This window comes from Streptomyces gilvus (genome assembly GCF_022513565.1).
Classification (GTDB): Bacteria; Actinomycetota; Actinomycetes; order Streptomycetales; family Streptomycetaceae; genus Streptomyces; species Streptomyces gilvus.
Genome location: NZ_JAKWBE010000028.1, coordinates 95,326 through 114,453, shown reverse-complemented (window position 1 = coordinate 114,453; position 19,128 = coordinate 95,326). Strand labels below are relative to the sequence as shown.

Below are 19,128 nucleotides of genomic sequence, written 5' to 3'. Positions count from 1 at the left end.
GGGGCGGTGGGCGCCGGAGCCGAGGCGGTGGTCTCCGCGGGAGCCGGGGTGGCGGCCGCCCCCGGCTTGTAGTCGGCGAAGAAGTCCCACCAGGCTCGGTCGACCGAGTTCGGGTCCTGGAGGTACTGCTGATAGATCTCGTCGACGAGCCACTCGTTGGGACCGAACGCAGCCGCGGGGTTCTTCCCGGCTTGGTCTTCGGTCGTGGGGGCACCTCCCGCCCGAAGGGTGGGGGAGCTCGAGTTACTGGGGGACTGTGGCGACACGGCGGCAACCGCCCTCTTCCGCTTCACAAGGTGATGGACAGCGGAAATAAAGGCTACGCCCCCATGGCCGGTCAGGTCAGGCCGAGCAAGGTCATCGTCGCGTAAGTCACATCTCAAAGCGGGTTTCGAGCCGTGAAATGGCGGGAAACAAGCGTGGTTCCGCTGCGAATCGGGTGTGTCGGGGTGCGACGACGAGGGCCCTGCACGCGACGCGTACGGGCGTGTGCCTGATCACACGTGTCCGTCAGCCCGGACGCAGGTGGATCTTGAGGCTCCGGTTCGGACTTTACGTCAACTTGGCACGGATGTCTCTCCCGGAAGAGTGACAAGAATCCGGCAACCCCGCTCGGATTCGGCCACTCCGATCCGGCCTCCGTGCAGATCGACCGCCCACCGGGCGATCGCGAGCCCGAGACCCGTACCGCCGTCCCCGCCCTGCCCGTTGGACGCGCCCGCGCCGCCGCGGTTGAAGCGCTCGAAGACGCGGTGCCACTCCGAGGGCGGGATGCCCGGGCCCTCGTCCAGCACCTCCAGCTCCAGCGACTCCGGCAGCGTGCCGCGCCGCGCCTTCACCGTCACGCGGCCGTGCGGCGGGCTGTGCTTGACGGCGTTGTCGATGAGATTCGCCACAACCTGGTGGAGGCGCTCGGGGTCCGCGTGCGCGGTCAGCTCCGGCGGGGTGACGTCGAGGTGCAGATGGACGTCCGTACGGGTGTGGCTGCCGGAGCCCGAGGCGATGCCCGCGCGCGCGGGCACGGCCATGTTGGCCTCCTTCAGCACGCCCGAGAGGTACGGCCACACCTCGAACCGCCGCTTGCGCAGCGGTATGACGCCGTTGTCCAGCCGGGACAGGTCCAGCAGCGTCTCCACCAGCCGCCCGAGCCGCTCGGTCTGCTTCAGCGCCGTGCGCATGGTCTCCGGGTCGGCGGTCGTGACGCCGTCGACGATGTTCTCCAGCACCGCGCGCAGCCCAGCGATGGGGGTGCGCAGCTCGTGCGAGACGTTCGCCACCAGCTCCTTGCGCTGCCGGTCCTGGGCCTCCAGGTCGTCCGCCATGCGGTTGATCGTCTGGGCCAGGTCGCCCAGCTCGTCTCGGCGGTTCTCGCGTACCCGGCGGGTGTAGTCGCCGTGCGATATCGAGCGGGCGACCGTGTTCATGTCGTCCAGCGGCGCGGTGAGCGAATGGGCCACGAACTGCGTGATGAGCAGTGTGGCGATCATCGAGAAGACCGTGATGAAGCGCAGCTCCGTCGCCGTGCGCATGGCGATCATCATCAGCCCGGTGGTGATGAGGACCGCGATGACGACCAGTGCGCCCAGCTTGGTCTTGATCGAGAACGGGCGCAGACCGCCCCAGGGTTCGGGCTCCCCGGGGCCTCTCCGTGCGGCCGGCCCGGCACTCATGGCGTCGGGGTCTCCAGCGCGTAGCCGACGCCGTGCACCGTGCGGATCCGCTCGGCGCCGATCTTCCGGCGCAGCGCCTTGATGTGGCTGTCCACGGTCCGGGTGCCGGAGGCGTCCGCCCAGTCCCACACCTCCGCCAGCAGCTGCTCCCGGGAGAGCACCGCGCGGGGCGTGTTGGCGAGGCACACCAGCAGGTCGAACTCGGTCGGCGTGAGGTGGACGTCCTCGCTGCGGACCCGTACCCGCCGCTGCGCGTGGTCGATCTCCAGCTCGCCGAGCCGCAGGATGCCGCTCCTCGGCGTCGCGGCGGCCAGCGCGGCCCGCTCGACGCGCCGCAGCAGGACGTGCACCCGCGCGGCCAGCTCCCGCATGGAGAACGGCTTGGTCATGTAGTCGTCGGCGCCCACGCCGAGCCCGACCAGCATGTCGGTCTCGTCGTCGCGCGCGGTGAGCATCAGCACCGGCACCGGACGGGCGGCCTGCACACGGCGGCAGACCTCCAGACCGTCGAAGCCGGGCAGCATGATGTCGAGGATCAGCAGATCGGGCTGCCAGGCCTCGGCGGTGTCTACGGCGGCCGGGCCGTCGCCCGCGGTCTGCACGAGGAAACCCTCGGCGCGCAGGCGGGCCGCGATGGCGTCCACGATGGTCGGGTCGTCCTCGACCACCAGGACCCGGCGCTGTGCGCCCGGGGTCGCCGTCGTGCCGTTGTGGGATGTGTGGGTCTGCTCCATCGCCCGCCCCTGAGTTGCTTTCCGGAATGCGTGGGGTCATTCCTTCTGACTGGCTATGCCTGGCTGTGCCTGCGCATGCTTGCGATTGACGCTTGAATGATCTGCGTCAGGGAAGCAGAGTACGGGGAGTGACCGTCCCTCGGCTATCCAGGTCGGACGCCGAGATGCACGACGTCGGGAACGCCCCGGGCAACCGGGATCTCTTCGGTACGCACCTGTTGGAACCCGGCATTCCACAGTGTTCCTTCAAATTCCGGAGAGGGCTGTGCCGACCACACCGCGAGCACCCCGCCGGGTTTCAACACCCTTGCGCAGCTTGCGAGTCCGGCCCGCGCGTACAGGCCGTCGTTGCCCTCGGTGACCGTCCAGTCGGGGCCGTTGTCGATGTCCAGGCACAGGGCGTCGTACGTGGCGGATGTCTCACGCAGAAAGGTCAGGAGATCCGCTTCCACGATCTCGGTACGGGCATCGGCGAGGGCCCGCGCGGAGATGTCCGCGAGCGGACCGTCACGGTGCCAGTCGATGACGGCCGGTTCCCGTTCCACGACGGTGATCGCGCCCCAGCGCGGATCCGCCGCCGCGTGTGCGAGCGAGAAGCCGACGCCCAGGCCGCCGATCAGCACGGCCGGGTTCTCGCGAGCGTCCAGGGCCCGCAGCGCGGCGTCGACGAGCAGCCGTTCCGAGCGGCCGTCCGAGGTGTCCATCAGGAAGCAGCCGTTGGCGATGATCTGCAGCAACTCGCCGTGCCGGCGCAGCACGACCTCGCCGTACGGGCCCTCGCGACGGTCCAGGACCACAGGCGTGTCGTAGGTGGTGGTCATGGATCCATCCTGCACGAAGCGGTGCTGACGGCCGGGCGGATCACGGGTCGCCGGGTGGCTGCCGCACACCACCGGTGCCTACGCTCGAAAGCACGGACGGCCCGTGACGAGCCCCGGTGGATCTCTGGAAGAGCGTGGTGGTTGCCGCCATGACCGCGACGTACCCGTTCGTGGGACGCGAGGACGTGCTGGGGGAACTCCGTGCCGCCCTGGACCGGGCGGCGGCGGGCCGGGGCGGGCTGGTCACGCTGACAGGACCCGCCGGGGCGGGCAAGACGCGTACGGCGGAGGAGGCGGCCGCGCGCGCCGACGGGTTCCGCACGCTGTGGACCTGGTGCCCGCCGCAGACCGCCGGGCGGGCGTTCCGTCCCTGGTCACGGCTGGTGCGGGAGCTGGTCACGGACGACGCGGCGTGCGGGCGGCTGGTCACCGCGTCTCCGCCGCTGCGGGCGCTGGTCGCCGGGTCCGGCCCCGGCGCCCTGCGCGGCGCGGACCCCGAGGCGGCCCGGCTGCGCCTCACCGGCGACCTGACCGACCTCCTCGCCACGGCGGCCCGCTCCCGGCCCCTGCTCCTCGTCCTGGACGACCTCCACGCCGCCGACGCGTCCTCGCTCCGCCTCCTCCTGGAGACGTCCGACGCCATCCGCACCCTGCCGGTCCTGCTGCTGACCACGACCAGGCAGGAGGGGGTGGCGTGGCGTGACCGGCGACGGGATGCCGGCGGAAGGGCCGGTGAGGGCGAAGGGGTGGGGTGGGTGTGGGGGCAACTGCTGCGGCGGGGGCGGGTGTTGGGGGTCGGGCCGTTGGGGGAGGGGGATGTCGCGGAGCTGGTCGAGGCGGTGACGGGGGAGGCGCCGGAGGCGGATGCGCTGCGGGCCTTCGTCCGGCGCACCGGTGGTGAGGCCTTCTTCGTCACCGAGTCGCTGCGGGCCGGGAGTTGGAGCGTGCCGCCGGCCGTCGACGACGGTACCGGCGCCTCCTCCGTCACCGTACGGGCCGCCGTGCGGGAGCGGTTGGCGGATCTGTCGCCGCGGGCGGCACGCGTGCTGGACGTCGCCGCGGTGCTCGGCACGCGGTTCCGGCTGGACGTGCTGGCGGAGACGGCGGAGGTGCCGTTGACGGAGGTGCGGGCGCTGCTCGGCGAGGCGGTCGAGGCCGGGCTGTCGGCCGGGGCGGGGGCGGACCGGGGCGCCTTCCGGCACGACCTGCTGCGGGACGCGGTGTACGACACCCTCACCCCCGCCGACCGTGCCGTCCTGCACCACGCCGCCGCCGACGTCCTGGCCGGCTATGCCCGCCGCGGCCGGGACACCGGCCCCGCGGAGGTCGCCCACCACCTGTTCCTCGCCGGCCCCGAACACGCCCCGCGGGCCGCCCGGTTCGCGCGGGAGGCCGCGGTACGGGCGGAGGCGCTCTACGCGTTCGAGGACGCGGCGCGCTGGTACGAGCGGGCCGTGGAGGCGTGGGGTCAGGGAGCCGCGGAGACCGACGAGGACGAAGGCACCTCCCTCGGTGAACAGGCCGAGTTCGCCGAGGTGTTGATCGGGCTCGGGACCGCTCGGTTCGGGGCCGGGGAGCCGGGGGCCGCCCGGGAGGCGTTGCTGCGGGCGGCGCGGGTGGCACGGGAGCTCGGACGGGGGGACCTGCTGGCGCGGGCCGCGCTGGGGCTGGGGACGGGGCCCGTGGGGTTCGAGGTGGACCTGGCGGACCGGGAACAGGTCGACCTGCTGGTCGAGGCGCGGGACGCGGTGGCCGGCGAGCCCGCGCACGCCGGTCTCCGGGCCGCCGTCACCGCTCGTCTGTCGCTCGCCGGCGGGCTGGTCGAGACCGAGGCGCATCGGATCGCCCTCGCCGAGGAAGCCGTTCGCCTCGCCGAGGAGACCGGTGACCCGTCGGTTCTCGGGCCGGCCCTCGCCGCGCTCTGCGACGCGCTTTCCGGTCCCGACCACTGCCGCGACCGGCTCGTCTGGTCCGCGCGGATCGTGACGACCGCGCGCGACCTGCGCGACCCGGTCCTCGAACTCCTAGGCCGGCGGCTGAGGTTGGTGGCTTTGACGGAGACGGGCGCGTTCGCGGCGGCCGACGCGGAGGCGACGGCGTACGAGGCGGTCGTACGACCGCTGCGGCGGCCCCTGTACGCCTGGTACGTGCCGCTGTGGCGCGGCTCGCGCGCCCTGATGGAGGGCCGTTACGACGACTGCGCTGCCGCCCTCGACGAGGTGGAGGCACTCGGCCGCGAGGCCGGCAGCGCCAACGCGGCGCTGCTCGCCGGCACCCAGCGCTGGTGTCTGTACGCCGACACGGGCGACCTCGACGGCATGACACGGCTCCTCGCCGCGATGCCGCCCCTCGACCGGTTCCCCGGTCTGTGGCCGCGGGTCACGCTCGCGCTGCTCGCCGCGCAGTTCGGCCGCCTGGAGGAGGCCGCGCGTCGGCTGTCGGCGGTGGCGCCCCACCTCGGCACGGCACCCCGCGACAGTGAGTGGCTGCCGATGGTGGCCCAGGCGGCGGAGACGGTGGCCGCGACCGGCCCCCACCCCTGCGCCCCCGCCCTGTACGACCTCCTCGCCCCCTACGCCGGCCTGTACGCCGTCGAGGGCATCGGCGCGGCGGTACGCGGCCCCGTCGACCGCCACCTCGCCCTGCTGGCGGCGGCCATGGGCGACAACCAACGAGCCCACGCCCACCAAGAGGCCGCACTACGGTCCGCCGAGACATCGGGCGCGGTGGCCTTGACCGACCGGATCCGCGGTGAGACGGGGGCGGGGGCGACGGCGGCGCGAGCACGGCGGACGGTCGATGAGGAGACTGGCGGGGCGGCGGCACGGGCGGGGGCGGGGTTGGGGGCCGCGGCTGCGGGGGCCCGCGTGCTGCGATCCGGCGAGGTGGGAGGCGCGGCGGAGGGTGCGGCGGGCGCGGTTGACGCGGCAAGGGGCGGGGTGTCGGGCGGTGGCGGGGTGGTCGATGCGGTCGGTGGTGGGGCTGCCGGGGGTGCGGCGGTCGAGGCGGTCGGTGGTGTGTCGGGCGGCGGCGCGGTGGACGAAGCACCGGACGCCACATCCAGCGGGCGGGGGGTGGTCGATGCGGCCGGTGGTGGGGCTGCCGGGGGTGCGGCGGTTGAGGCGGTCGGTGGTGTATCGGGCGGTGGCGCGGTGGACGAAGCACCGGAGGCCACATCCAGCGGGCGCGGGGTGGCCGAGGCGGCCAGCGGTGGGTCTGCCGGGGGTGCGGCGGTCGAGGCGATCGGTGGTGTGTCTGCCAGTGGCGCGGTGGCCGAGGTGGCCAGCGGTGTGCCCGGCGGTGGTGCGGCGGTTGAGGCGGCAGGCGGTGCGTCGGGCGGCGGTGCGGTGGGCGAGGCGCTGGACGCCGCATCCAGCGGTGGCGGGATGGCGGAGGCGGCCGGTGGTGTGTCCGGCGGTGGCGGGGTGGTCGATGAGGTCGGTGGTGGGTCTGCCGGGGGTGCGGCGGTTGAGGCGGTCGGTGGTGTGTCGGGCGGTGGCGCGGTGGACGAAGCACCGGAGGCCACATCCAGCGGGCGCGGGGAGGCCGAGGCGGCCAGCGGTGGGTCTGCTGGTGGCGGGGTGGTCGATGCGGCCGGTGGTGGGTCTGCCGGGGGTGCGGTCGGTGAGGCGGCAGGCGGTGCGTCGGGCGGCGGCGCGGTAGGCGAGGCGCTGGACGCCGCGTCCAGCGGCGGCGGTCTGGCCGATGCGACCGGCGTTGTGTTCGACGGTGGCGGGGTGGACGAGGCGACCAGCGGTGCCTCGGGCGGCGGTCTGGCCGATGCGGCCGGCGGTGTGTCTGGCGGCGGCGTACTGGACGAGGCGGTTGGCGGTACATCCGGCGGTAGCGCGGCGGCCAGGGTGTCCCAGACGCCCCTTCCGGACCCCCCTCAGGGCGCCCCTCCGGATCCCCCTCCACGCCCCCTTCGGGATGTCCCTCCCGACGCCGCACGGGACGTCCTTCCCGACGCCGCGCGGGATGTCCCTCCGGACGCCCCACGGGACGCGCCGGACCATCCACGGGACGCGCCGATCATCCCTAGCGCGCCGGAGACCCCTAGGGACGCCCCGGACACCCCTGAAGACGGACCGGGTGCTCCTCCCGTCGCCCCCCTCTTTCAGCGCGAGGGGCGCCTCTGGCGTCTGCGTTACGCGGGGCGGGACGTGCGGGTGTCCGACAGTAAGGGGCTGCGTGACATCGCCGTGCTGCTCGGCCGGCCCGGTACCCCCGTACCGGCCGTGGAGCTGGTGTCGCCCGGGGGGTCCGGTGGGGGCGGGGAGCGGCCCGCCGGCCTTCATCCCGAGGGGGACACCGGCGAGGTCATCGACGCCGCCGCACGGACCGCGTACCGGCGCAGGCTTCGGGAGCTGGAAGAGGAGGAGCGGGACGCCGACGCCGCCGGGGACGCCGACCGCTCCGCCCGGATCGCCGTCGAGCGGGACGCCCTGGTCGCGCAGCTCGCCGCCGCGTACGGCATCGGCGGCCGGGTCCGTCGTACCGGTTCCCCCGCCGAACGCGCCCGCACCGCCGTCACCGCGCGCGTCCGGGCCGCCGTACGCCGGATCGCCGAGGTGCATCCCGAACTCGGGCGGCATCTGGAGACCGCCCTGCGCACCGGCACCCTCTGCGTCTACCGGCCCGAACACCCGCCGGCCTGGAAGCTGTGAGGCTCCGCCGCACATCGTGCCGCGCGACCTCACGCCTTCTGTGTCGAAGCCGAAGCGACCACGACGAAGGAAGGCGGACACCATGCCACGCACATCCAAGGCCGAGGCGGAGCTCCAGATGGACGAGCCGGTCATGGAGGGCCGGTACGCCCAGGTCGGGCCCTACACCGTCGGCTACGAGACCATGAAGCAGGACATGGACCCCGCCCCGCTGTTCCGGGGCCTGCCCGACGACCGCTGCCAGTGCCCGCACTGGGGCCAGGTCCTCGCCGGAAAGCTGGTCTTCCGGTACGCCGACCACGACGAGGTCTTCCACGCCGGCGACGCCTACTACGGCGCCCCCGGCCATGTTCCCCTCGTCTTCGCCGGAACCGAGATCGTCGAGTTCAGCCCCACCGCCGAGCTGAACGCCACCATGGCGGTCGTCGCCCGCAACCTCGAAGGAGCGCGGTCATGAGCACGGAGAGCGACACCCGCGCCAAGGAACTCGCCGAGCTCTTCGTGCGGTTCCTGGAGACCAACACCGCTCCTGACGGGCTGTTCACCGACGACGTCCTCCTTGATCTGACGGTCCCGCAGTGGCGGCTGCAGGCCCGGGGCCGCGACGAACTCGTCGCCGTACGCCGCCGCAGTCACCCCTTCCTCGGCACGGTGCCCCGGTACCGGGTCGACCCGACTCCCACCGGCCTCGTGCTGGAGTTCGAGGAGAGCTGGGAGGACGAGCAAGGCACCTGGTACTGCCGGGAGTTGATGCGTGCCGAGATCCGGGACGGGGCCATCGGCGAGGCGTCCGTGTACTGCACGGGCGACTGGGATCCGACGACCCAGGACGCGCACGCGAGGGAGGTGAGCCTGCTGCGTCCGTGAACCCCGGTGGACCGCGCGGTGGCCGTGAGAAGTTCGTCAACACGCTGAGAAGGCGCTGAGAATCGCCCTGGATGTGGCGTCCGTCATGGACAGTTGCCCTGGGGGGCCCGAAAGGTAGGGGAAACGGAAGGAGCACCTCTCACGTGGAGCACACCGCGACGGCCGGCGCGACGTCCTCGGCCGCGCCTCTTCCCGAGGTCTCCGACCTGCTGGACGGCCTGCCCCGTCAGCGCGGCACGATCACCGCGACCACCGCACCCGCGGTGCCGGCACCGGTCCCGGTCCCGGCACCGCCGTCCCGGTCCCGCACCCTCCGTGTCTGGCGGATCCTTCCCACTCCCACCGGCACGCCGTTCACCTTCGGGTACGCGGCGCTGCTCGCCGTCACCTCGACGATCGCCACCCTCGCCTCGCCCTCCCTGCGCAACGCCCTCTACCAGGCCTCCAGCACGGACGTGGCGCACCTGCTGCGCACGCCCGTGCAGGTGCTGATCGCGAGCGCGCTGTGGGTCGCGGGCGGGTTCACCTCGCCGTACGTGATCTGCTTCCTGCTGGTGCTGACCGCGCTGGAGCGGCGGCTGGGCGGGGCGCGGACGGCGGTCGTCTTCCTGCTGGGCCACATACTGGCCACTCTCGCCACCGAGGGCTCCGTGGGGGTGGCCGTGCTGGCCGGCCATCTGCCCGACAGCTCGCTGCACCGCCTGGACTACGGCATCAGCTTCGGCGTGGCCACCAGCGTGGGCGCCCTGGCGGGGCTGCTCCCGCCGTGGGTGCGCTGGCCGATGCTCACCGTGTTCGCCGGCATGCTGCTGCAGGACCTGAGCGCGTTCACGGACCCGATGACGGACTGGGGCCATCTGATCTCCCTGACGATAGGCATCACCACCTGGCCGCTGATCCGCCGCTGGCACCGCGAACACCAGAGCCGGCTGCGGGTCGTGTAGCCACCACCTCACCTCACGAAGGCCGGCCTCCGCCGCCCCTGTCGTGTCCGTCCCTCGGGGGCGGCATGCGGGGGCGGTGTTTTGTGTGCTGGTCAACTCCCTGATCGCTGTGTGTTCGGACGCCTCCCTGATCGCCCACAGCGAACGACGTGCGAACCCGGGAACATCCGCGGAGCGCCGCGCATTGAGTCGGCATAACTCAACTTGACTGCCGAAAGGGAGATCATGGCTTCGACGTCCACACCGCTCACCCTGCCAGTGCTGCCGCTCGACGACGAGGTCGTGCTGCCCGGAATGGTGGTTCCGCTGGACCTGAACGACGCCGACGTACGCGCAGCGGTGGAGGCCGCCCAGGCCGCCGCCCGCTCCGAGCCGGGCAAGCCCAGGGTGCTCCTGGTCCCGCGCGTCGACGGCGCCTACCCCGGCACCGGCGTGCTCGGCACCGTCGAGCAGGTCGGCCGCCTCGCCGACGGCGACCCCGGCGCCCTGATCCGCGGCCGTGGCCGCGTCAGGATCGGCGCCGGCACCACCGGCCCGGGCGCGGCGCTGTGGGTCGAGGGCACGCGCATCGACGAGACCGTGCCCGAGCCGCTGCCCGGCCAGGTCACCGAACTGGTCACGGAGTACAAGGCCCTCGCCACCGCCTGGCTGCGCAAGCGCGGCGCCTGGCAGGTCGTGGACCGCGTCCAGGCCATCGACGACGTGTCCCAGCTCGCAGACAACTCCGGTTACTCCCCCTTCCTGACCACCGAACAGAAGATCGAGCTGCTGGAGACCGCCGACCCGGTCGCCCGTCTCAAGCTCGCCACCCAGCACCTGCGCGACCACCTGGCCGAGCAGGACGTCGCCGAGACCATCGCCAAGGACGTCCAGGAGGGCGTCGACAAGCAGCAGCGCGAGTTCCTGCTCCGCCGCCAGCTGGAGGCCGTCCGCAAGGAACTGCGCGAGCTGAACGGCGAGAAGGACGGCGAGGAGTCCGACGACTACCGCGCCCGCGTGGAGGCCGCCGACCTGCCGGAGAAGGTGCGGGAAGCCGCCCTCAAGGAGGTCGACAAGCTGGAGCGGTCCAGCGACCAGTCGCCGGAAGGATCGTGGATCCGGACGTGGCTGGACACCGTCCTCGAACTCCCCTGGAACGAGCGGACCGAGGACGCCTACGACATCCAGGGCGCCAAGGCGGTCCTGGACGCCGAGCACTCCGGCCTGGAGGACGTGAAGGAGCGGATCACCGAGTACCTGGCGGTGCGCAAGCGCCGTAGCGACCGGGGTCTCGGTGTCATCGGCGGGCGGCGCGGCGGCGCGGTCCTCGCGCTCGTCGGCCCGCCCGGTGTCGGCAAGACCTCGCTCGGTGAGTCGGTCGCCCACGCCATGGGCCGCAAGTTCGTCCGCGTCGCCCTCGGCGGTGTGCGCGACGAGGCCGAGATCCGCGGTCACCGCCGTACGTACGTCGGCGCGCTGCCCGGCCGGATCGTCCGGGCGATCAAGGAGGCCGGTTCGATGAACCCGGTCGTCCTGCTCGACGAGATCGACAAGGTGGGCTCCGACTTCCGGGGCGACCCGGCGGCCGCCCTGCTCGAGGTCCTCGACCCGGCGCAGAACCACACCTTCCGCGACCACTACCTGGAGGTCGAACTCGACCTGAGCGACGTCGTGTTCCTCGCCACGGCGAACGTCCTGGAAGCCATCCCGGAGGCCCTGCTGGACCGTATGGAACTGGTCCGCCTGGACGGCTACACCGAGGACGAGAAGGTCGTCATCGCCCGTGACCACCTGCTCCCGCGCCAGCTGGAGCGGGCCGGCATCGACAAGGGCGAGGTCACCCTCGAGGAGAGCGCCCTGCGCAAGCTCGCCGGCGAGTACACGCGCGAGGCGGGCGTGCGCACCCTGGAGCGTTCGATCGCCCGGCTGCTCCGCAAGGTCGCGGCGCAGCACGAACTGGGCGAGCGGGAGCTGCCGTTCACCATCAGGGACGAGGACCTGCGGGCCCTGATCGGCCGGCCGCACCATGTGCCCGAGTCCGCCCAGGACCCGGCCGAGCGCCGCACGGCCGTGCCCGGTGTGGCCACCGGCCTCGCGGTGACCGGCGCGGGCGGCGACGTGCTGTTCGTCGAGGCGTCCCTCGCGGACCCGGAGACGGGCGGCGCGGGCCTGACCCTGACCGGTCAGCTGGGTGACGTGATGAAGGAGAGCGCGCAGATCGCCCTGTCCTTCCTCCGCTCGCACGGCGCGGAACTGGAACTGCCGGTCGCGGACCTCAAGGACCGCGGCGTGCACATCCACTTCCCGGCGGGCGCGGTCCCCAAGGACGGCCCGAGCGCCGGCGTCACCATGACGACGGCCCTGGCCTCGCTGCTCTCCGGCCGGCTGGTCCGCACGGACGTGGCGATGACGGGCGAGGTCTCGCTGACCGGCCGGGTCCTGCCCATCGGCGGCGTGAAGCAGAAGCTGCTCGCCGCGCACCGCGCCGGGGTGACGACCGTCATCATCCCCAAGCGCAACGAACCCGACCTGGACGACGTGCCCGCAGAGGTGCTGGACAAGCTCGACGTCCACACCGTCACGGACGTCCGCCAGGTCCTGGAGCTGGCCCTCGCGCCCGCCACGAGCGACGCGGAGTCGGAGGTTCCGGTAGCGGCGTGACGGACGCTGCCGGACAGGCAGGGCCCGGGTCCCGTGAGGGAGGCCCGGGCCCTCGCCGTGTGCCGCCTGCCGCCGGCCCGGCGGCGAAGCCGCGCGGGGGAAGACGGGGCGTTGTGAACAGGGGCCGGAGGCTGCCGTCGGCCCGGCCCTGCGAAATACTGACGGAGGTGCGACGGGTTTTGGCGGAACTTTCACGAACGGGAAACCGAGGCAGGGGCTGACGTGCACGAAGGCGGTAACGGGGACGAGGTCCGGGGCTCGTCGGGGCTGACGTCGAGCGGCGCGGACCCGGAGTACCTGTCCCTGGAGCGGGAGCTGACGATCCTGTTCCGGCGCTCCCGCGCCAACCAGGGCGAGATGGCCCGCGAGGTCCACCCCGACCTGGAGTCGGCGGCGTACGGGCTGCTCATCCGCCTCGACGAGTGCGGCCGCCAGCGCGCCACCGAACTCGCGGCGTACATCGGCGTCGGCAAGGCCACCATGTCCCGTCAGCTGCGCGCCCTGGAGGAACTCGGCCTGGTCGCCCGCGAGCCCGACCCGGCCGACGGCCGTGCCTGGCTGGTCCACCTCACGGAGGAGGGGCACCGGCGCGTCACCAAGGTCCGCGAGGCCCGCCGCGCCCGGTACGTCAGTCAGCTCTCCCACTGGGACCATCGCGAGGTCGCCGAACTGGCGCGGCTGGTGGCTCAGTTGAACCGGGGCATGGAGAAGTAGCCGGGGCGGAAGCGGGCGCGGCCGGTGGTCAAGACTGCGTCATGTGACACCGGCCGCTGAGAGGGCGGGAGCCGCCCCCCGTACCTAGGGAGTGACTCGAACGGCGACTCCCGTAGGAGGGGCAACCCCGTGATCCCGCACCGCATCGTCCTCGCTTCGGTCGCAGGTCTCGTCTCCGCGTTCCTGCTGGCGGCGTGCGACTCCTCCAGCGACGCCTCCGCCACGGCCCCGGCCGCCCCGGTCACCTCGGCCGCCCCCGTGACGCCGGCCGCCACCGCCACGCCGGCTCCCGCGACCCCCGCGACCACCGCGCCCGCCGCCGGGAACGCGGTCACGATCACCGTGCGCGGCGCGGACGGCGTGGTCACCGACGGCAACGGGATGACCCTCTACCGCTATGCCAAGGACGAGCCGAACCCGTCCAAGTGGACCTGCTCCGGCGCCTGCGTGAAGACCTGGCTGCCCGTCATCGTGCAGGACTCCGTACGCACCCAGGGCGTCCGGCAGAGCCTGCTGGGGACCGTCCACCGGAACGGGCAGAAGCAACTCACCCTGGCCGGCTGGCCCTTGTACCGCTACGTCGGCGACACCGCGGCCGGCCAGACCAACGGGCAGGGCAAGGACGGCCAGTGGCACACCCTCACGGCGTCCGGCGCGGCCGGCTGACCGCCAACTCGGCATGGACGACCGTCGCGTCGTCGTGCGTCTTGCTGCGCCCCAGAAAGCTCCGCAGCTCGCTGTCGGCCCGCTCCAGCTCCCGTACGCGGTCCACCAGTGCCTGTGCCCCCTCCTCGCGCACGAGGCGGAAGCAGTCCGTCCAGTCGCCCTGGCGGAACTTCTCCACCCAGCGGGCCGCGCCGTCCGTCAGGGCGGCCAGGGCCCGCACCCGCGCGCGCGGCCACACCCCCGTCACCGCCCGACGGGCCACCGACGGATCCGCCGCCGCCGTGAAGAAGCCGCCCTCCTTGTTGCGGAGTGTCGCGTCGATCACGGCGTCCGAGGCCAGTGCCGAGCGCGGGATGAGGGAGAGACGGTCGTCCAGGACGGGCGTCACGGAGCCCTCCGACGACTCCAGCAGCAACGCCGAGTCGGACAGGACGAGATGGTCGACCGTCTCCTCTGACCAGCGCGCCACCACCACGGTCGCCTGTGGGGTTCGTGGGTGAGAAAGGTCACAAGTGGCGGAATGTGTGTCAGCTGTGCGTGCGATCGCGCGCGACAGAACCTCGGTGAGCGGAACATCCGGGAGGGAAACGGTCAGTTCGGTCAGCGCCCCGCCCAGTCTGGCCGTGTACCAGGGGACCGAATGCAGACACCCCGTCCCGCCGCGCGGCGGGGTGACCCCGTCGAGGACGACGAGGGCGCCACCCTGGCCGGAAGCCGGGAGAGCGACGGCCGCGAAGTCCTCGTTGGGGCGGTCGGAATCTCCCGGTTGCGAAACAAGTTCCGTACGCATTCGGCCAGTCTGCACGACGTCTTCACGCGGTTCACCAAAGGCTTGCATCGGTTTCCGAATTGACGCACTCGCGCAGGTCAGACGCCTGATTTGGGGTGGAATTCGGTGTTCCGGGAAGGCGTGGCGGCACATATTGCCACCGGTCGCCGTGGACGTCCAACCGGCCCGCCCGAAAAGGTCGCTGCAACCGCCAGAGGAACTTGCCCGCCAACTCCCCTCCGATGTTCACTCCTTCGGGTGGCGGGCCCGGTGATGCGCGGCCCCTGCCCACCGGCACTGGGAGGGTCGGGAACCGTACCAGGTGTACGCACAGTCCGCCGCAGCCGACGGAGCGTCACCCGGACCCCATGAACAGGCACGAGTCAGGAATGCGAGCACCGGTGCAGAAGACGCGGCCTCGTCGCACAGGCAAGCAGACGGCCTCCGGAGCGGGTGCGGAGCCCGTCCCCGCCACTGTCACCGGCAAGGGCCGTCCCACGCACGTACGCAACCGGCTCATCGTGGCCGTGGCCGTGGTGGCCGCCGCCGTCGCAGGAGCCGGGGCACCCTCGGTCCTCGCCGCCTCCGGCGACCTGAAGGACTCCCAGGACCTGGTGACCCTCTCCGGACAGACCGAGAAGGCGCTCGCCCTCGCGCACTCGCTCGCCGACGAGCGCGACCAGGTCACCTCCTACGTCGCGGCCGGACGGCCCAAGTCCAAGGCGCCCTCCGAGCAGCAGAGCTCACGGGTGGACCGGCAGGTCGAGGAGCTGCGCACCGACCCGGACGCGCCGGCCTCCCTGCGCGGCGACCTGGACGGCATCGCCGGACTGCGCCGCGCGGCCCTGACCGGCCAGAACAGCGCCCTGCAGACGCACGACGCCTACTCCGCCGTCATCAGCGACCTGCACCGGCTCGCCGACCGGCTGGCCGAGCGGACCCCGCCCCGGGCCGGTTCCGGCGCCCACTCCCTCGCCGAGCTCGACTCCGCCGTACAGGAGTCGGCCGCCGCGCGCGGGCTGCTGGTGGCCGCGCTGAACGTGCCGACGACGACCCGGACGGTCATCAGCCCCCTCACCGGCCTGCCGGTCACCGAGACCACCTCCACGGGCGCCGACGCCAGGACGCGCGACGCCCTGACCGCAGCCGCCCAGCAGGCCCGGCTGCGCGCCGACGCGGCGCTCGCCGACTTCCACGAGACCGCCCCCAAGGCGGCCCTGACCTCGTACGACACCACGGTCACCGGCTCCGAGGTCAACTCCGCCGAGAAGTACCTGGCGAGCCTCACCGACCAGCCGACGCTCTCCTCCTCGGACCTGGACACCAGCGCGACCAAGGTGGACGCGGCGCTGTCCGCCCGCGTCGACATGATGCGCGGCGTCGAGTCCGCGCTCTACGACCGCCGCACCAAGGACCTCGCCCACCTGCGCGACGACGACGTCACCGCGCTGGAGATCCGCGTCGCCGTCCTCGCCGCGCTGACGCTGGTCGCCGTCGGTGTCGCCACGGCCATGGCGCGCTCGCTCACCCGCCCCCTGTCGGTCCTGCGCCGCGGCTCGGCCCGGCTCGCGGAGGCCGAGATCCCCGCCGCCGAGGAACCGGTCACCTTCACGGGCCGCAACGACGAGTTCGCCCAGGTCGTCCGCTCCGTCAACGCCCTGCACGCGCACGCCGCCGCGCTGCACGAGCGGATCGCCACGCTGGAGACCGACCGCAAGCACCTGGTCGGGCAGCGGCAGAAGATGGCCGACGCCCGCGCCGAACTCCGTGCCGAACTCGACGACTCCGCCGCCCAGTTGGAGCGGCTGCGGGAGAGCATCGGCGGCACGTTCGTGAACCTGGCGCTGCGCACGCTCGGCCTGGTGGAGCGCCAGCTCACCGTCATCGAGGGCCTGGAGGAGCGCGAGCAGGACCCCGACCGCCTCTCCACCCTCTTCAAGCTCGACCACTTCGCCACGGTCATGCGCCGGCACAGCGAGAACCTGCTGGTCCTCGCCGGCACCGAACACGTCCAGCAGAGCGCGGGTCCCGTCCCGCTGGTGGACGTGGTCCGCGCGGCGGTCAGCGAGATCGAGCGCTACGAACGCGTCCGCATCGCGGCGCTGCCCCCGCACGCCCATGTGGCGGGCTTCGCCGCCGACGACCTCTCGCACCTGCTGGCCGAACTGATGGAGAACGCCACGTCGTTCTCCCCGCCGGACCTCCCCGTCGAGGTCTCCGGCTGGCTCCTGGAGAACGGCGAGGTCATGCTCTCCGTGCAGGACGAGGGCATCGGCATGACCCCGGACCGCATGACCCGCCTGAACGCGCGCCTCGCCGCGTTCGACCCCGAGACGCCGTACGACCAGGAGGGCGACGAGGGTCTCGGCCTCGGCCTGTACGTCGTGGCCCGCCTCGCCCACCGCCACGGTGTCCGCGTCCAGCTGCGCGACCAGAAGCAGGGCGGGGTGGCGGCGGTGGCGGTGCTGCCGAAGCCGCTGCTGTCCCCGGCGCCGACCACCGCCGTCCCCGCCTCCACGACCTCCCCGGTCACCCACACCTTCTCCCTCCCGGGCGCGGACGCGGAGGCCAACTCCAACGTCCTCCACAGCCGTTCGGCGGACCCGCTGGTGGCCCTCGCCGAGCAGGCCGTGCAGGAGAAGGACGCCGTGCAGGAGAAGGACGTCGAGGAGGAGCCGGAGCCGGCACGGGAGGTGCCGGCGCAGCGCCCCGCCGAGACCACGATGGAGCTGCTGCTCCCACCCCGCCCGGCAGAACCGGACCCGACCCACACGGGCCCCGAGCACCAGGCGGACGCGCCCGTCCCCCGACCCGCGCCCGCCGCCGACGACGCCGAGGGGACCCACGAGCACACCCCCGACGTCCTGACGTCGAAGGGCCTCCCCAAGCGCACGCCGAAGATCACCGCACCCACCGCCCCGCCCCGCCAGCGCACCGGCTCCGTCGACGCCGAGGCCCTCCGCAGAAGGCTCGGCGGATTCCGCCGCGGCGCGCAGGCCGGCTACCGGGACGTGGCCGCGGAGATCGCCGAAGAGACAGGTCAGACCAGGACACCAGCCACGGGGGGCACCGTCGAGGAGGCAAGCAGTTGACCGCGCCCAGTACCTTCGGACTGAGCACTGAAGCCCGCAATCTGCACTGGCTGCTGACGAACCTCGTCGAGGAGGTGCCCGGCATCCAGTCCGTCGCCGTGGTCTCCTCCGACGGCCTGCTGCTGCTGTCCTCGGACCCGGGACGCAACCAGGAGGCCAAGACGCAGACCAGGCGCACCGGCCCCCGGGGCTCCTCCGCCGACCTCGCGACCATCGTCTCCGGCATCGGCAGCCTCACCGTCGGCGCCGCCAAGCTGATGGACTCCGGCGCCGTGAAGCACACGATGGTCGCCATGGACGAGGGCAGCCTGTTCGTGATGTCGATCAGCGACGGCAGCCTGCTCGGCGTGCACGGCTCCGCCGACTGCGACATGAGCGTGGTGGCGTACCACATGGCGCTGTTCGTCGGCCGGGCCGGCCATGTGCTGACCCCCGAGCTCCGCAGCGAGCTGCGAAAATCCCTGGAGCAGGAGTCCGCCGGGAGCCCCCGATGACCCTCGACAAACAGCGCAAGCAGACGCTCCCCGTGCGCGGCGGCGACCGCAAGCCCGCCCGCGTCCGCCCCTACTCGCTCACCGGCGGCCGCACCCGCTTCGGCCACGTCCTCCTCGTGGAGACGTTCGTCGCGGCGCTGGAGGCTCCCGAGGAGCGCAAGGAGTTGACGAACGGTTCGCTCAGCAGCCGGGTCATGCCCGAGATGCGGGCCATCGTCGAACTGTGCCGCCGTATGCGCACGGTGGCCGAGATCGCCGCGCTGCTGAAGATGCCGCTCGGCGTGGTCCGCGTGCTGCTGAGCGACCTCGCGGACCAGGGAAAGATCCGCGTGTACGGAACAGGTACCGGTCACGGCACGGGCCGTCCGGACCGCGCTCTGCTGGAAAGGGTGCTGAGTGGACTCCGTCGTCTCTGACGCCGTCGGCGTCGCCTCCTACGTCGACCCCGACGAGAACCTGCAGTCCTGGCAGACGGACCGCACCCGCGCCCCCATCGCCACGAAGATAGTCGTGGCGGGAGGCTTCGGTGTGGGCAAGACCACCCTGGTCACCGCCGTCTCGGAGATCACGCCCCTGCAGACCGAGGCGCTGATGACCGAGGCGAGCGAGGACACCGACGACCTCACCGCCACGCCCGGCAAGCTGACCACCACCGTGGCCATGGACTTCGGCCGCATCACCCTCGACGACGACCTGGTGCTCTACCTGTTCGGCACGCCGGGCCAGCAGCGGTTCTGGTTCATGTGGGACGACCTGGTGCGCGGCGCGATCGGCGCGGTCGTCCTCGCGGACACCCGGCGGCTGAAGGACTGCTTCCCCGCCCTGGACTACTTCGAGAGCTGCGGGATGCCGTACGTCGTGGCGGTCAACCACTTCGACGGCAGCGAGCGCTTCGAACCGGAGGACGTGCGGGAGGCGTTGACGATCCCCGCGCACGTACCTGTCATGATCATGGATGCGCGGCGCAGGATCTCGGCGATCGAGACCCTCCTGTCCCTGGTCGCCCACGCGCTGGACGAAACCCCCGAGTAGTCCACCGAGCAGTCCAGC

16 protein-coding genes are annotated in these 19,128 nt (G+C 72.7%); 11 read left to right on the top strand and 5 right to left on the bottom strand.

What is annotated here, in order from left to right; genetic code table 11:
* The 4 genes from MKW14_RS32445 to MKW14_RS32430 all read right to left on the bottom strand — a co-directional run.
* Positions 1 to 266: 2-oxoglutarate dehydrogenase E1 subunit family protein (locus tag MKW14_RS32445; RefSeq protein ID WP_240868784.1), on the bottom strand; the 266-nt coding region annotated here is incomplete at its 3' end.
* Between the two features lie 291 nt (positions 267 to 557).
* Positions 558 to 1,670: a HAMP domain-containing sensor histidine kinase gene (locus MKW14_RS32440; protein WP_240868782.1), complete on the bottom strand. Its 1,113-nt coding sequence runs from the start codon at positions 1,668 to 1,670 to the stop codon at positions 558 to 560.
* Positions 1,667 to 2,404 carry a response regulator transcription factor gene (locus MKW14_RS32435; protein WP_058923261.1) on the bottom strand — a complete coding sequence of 246 codons (738 nt, stop codon included), beginning with the start codon at positions 2,402 to 2,404 and terminating at the stop codon, positions 1,667 to 1,669. The genes MKW14_RS32440 and MKW14_RS32435 overlap by 4 nt, the downstream gene beginning before the upstream one ends.
* Positions 2,405 to 2,547: 143 nt before the next feature.
* Positions 2,548 to 3,225, bottom strand: coding sequence for a spermine/spermidine synthase domain-containing protein (locus MKW14_RS32430; RefSeq protein WP_240868780.1), 678 nt, complete (start codon positions 3,223 to 3,225; stop codon positions 2,548 to 2,550).
* Positions 3,226 to 3,374: 149 nt separating this feature from the next.
* Between MKW14_RS32430 and MKW14_RS32425 the strand changes: the two genes are divergently transcribed.
* From MKW14_RS32425 to MKW14_RS32395, 7 genes are all read left to right on the top strand, one after another.
* Positions 3,375 to 7,892: an ATP-binding protein gene (locus MKW14_RS32425; RefSeq protein WP_240868778.1), complete on the top strand. Its 4,518-nt coding sequence runs from the start codon at positions 3,375 to 3,377 to the stop codon at positions 7,890 to 7,892.
* Between the two features lie 82 nt (positions 7,893 to 7,974).
* Positions 7,975 to 8,349 carry a cupin domain-containing protein gene (locus MKW14_RS32420; protein ID WP_240868776.1) on the top strand — a complete coding sequence of 125 codons (375 nt, stop codon included), beginning with the start codon at positions 7,975 to 7,977 and terminating at the stop codon, positions 8,347 to 8,349.
* Positions 8,346 to 8,759: a hypothetical protein gene (locus MKW14_RS32415; protein WP_240868774.1), complete on the top strand. Its 414-nt coding sequence runs from the start codon at positions 8,346 to 8,348 to the stop codon at positions 8,757 to 8,759. Before MKW14_RS32420 ends, MKW14_RS32415 begins: the two co-directional genes overlap by 4 nt.
* Before the next feature lie 143 nt (positions 8,760 to 8,902).
* On the top strand, positions 8,903 to 9,703 hold the full coding sequence (locus tag MKW14_RS32410) for a rhomboid-like protein (protein ID WP_240868773.1): 801 nt from the start codon (positions 8,903 to 8,905) through the stop codon (positions 9,701 to 9,703).
* Between the two features lie 225 nt (positions 9,704 to 9,928).
* Entirely contained in the window at positions 9,929 to 12,343 is a 2,415-nt protein-coding gene (gene lon / locus MKW14_RS32405) for an endopeptidase La (protein ID WP_240868770.1), read from the top strand.
* 222 nt (positions 12,344 to 12,565) lie between these two features.
* Positions 12,566 to 13,057: a MarR family winged helix-turn-helix transcriptional regulator gene (locus tag MKW14_RS32400; RefSeq protein ID WP_240868768.1), complete on the top strand. Its 492-nt coding sequence runs from the start codon at positions 12,566 to 12,568 to the stop codon at positions 13,055 to 13,057.
* A 129-nt stretch (positions 13,058 to 13,186) separates the two neighbouring features.
* On the top strand, positions 13,187 to 13,723 hold the full coding sequence (locus MKW14_RS32395; RefSeq protein ID WP_240868767.1) for a COG4315 family predicted lipoprotein: 537 nt from the start codon (positions 13,187 to 13,189) through the stop codon (positions 13,721 to 13,723).
* Here MKW14_RS32395 and MKW14_RS32390 read toward each other — a convergent pair.
* A complete protein-coding gene (locus tag MKW14_RS32390) occupies positions 13,698 to 14,513 on the bottom strand; it encodes a protein phosphatase 2C domain-containing protein (RefSeq protein ID WP_240868765.1) in 816 nt (271 codons plus the stop codon). The two genes, MKW14_RS32395 and MKW14_RS32390, sit on opposite strands and share 26 nt — an antisense overlap.
* A 380-nt stretch (positions 14,514 to 14,893) precedes the next feature.
* Between MKW14_RS32390 and MKW14_RS32385 the strand changes: the two genes are divergently transcribed.
* Genes MKW14_RS32385 through MKW14_RS32370 form a run of 4 tightly spaced genes read left to right on the top strand, consistent with a single transcriptional unit; the run spans position 14,894 to position 19,110 of the window.
* Positions 14,894 to 17,584 carry a sensor histidine kinase gene (locus MKW14_RS32385; protein ID WP_240868763.1) on the top strand — a complete coding sequence of 897 codons (2,691 nt, stop codon included), beginning with the start codon at positions 14,894 to 14,896 and terminating at the stop codon, positions 17,582 to 17,584.
* Positions 17,581 to 18,078, top strand: coding sequence for a roadblock/LC7 domain-containing protein (locus MKW14_RS32380; RefSeq protein ID WP_240868760.1), 498 nt, complete (start codon positions 17,581 to 17,583; stop codon positions 18,076 to 18,078). The genes MKW14_RS32385 and MKW14_RS32380 overlap by 4 nt, the downstream gene beginning before the upstream one ends.
* Complete coding sequence (locus tag MKW14_RS32375) at positions 18,075 to 18,494, top strand: DUF742 domain-containing protein (RefSeq protein WP_240868758.1); 420 nt, start codon at positions 18,075 to 18,077, stop codon at positions 18,492 to 18,494. Before MKW14_RS32380 ends, MKW14_RS32375 begins: the two co-directional genes overlap by 4 nt.
* Complete coding sequence (locus MKW14_RS32370; protein WP_240868756.1) at positions 18,475 to 19,110, top strand: GTP-binding protein; 636 nt, start codon at positions 18,475 to 18,477, stop codon at positions 19,108 to 19,110. The genes MKW14_RS32375 and MKW14_RS32370 overlap by 20 nt, the downstream gene beginning before the upstream one ends.
* Positions 19,111 to 19,128 lie beyond the last annotated feature (18 nt).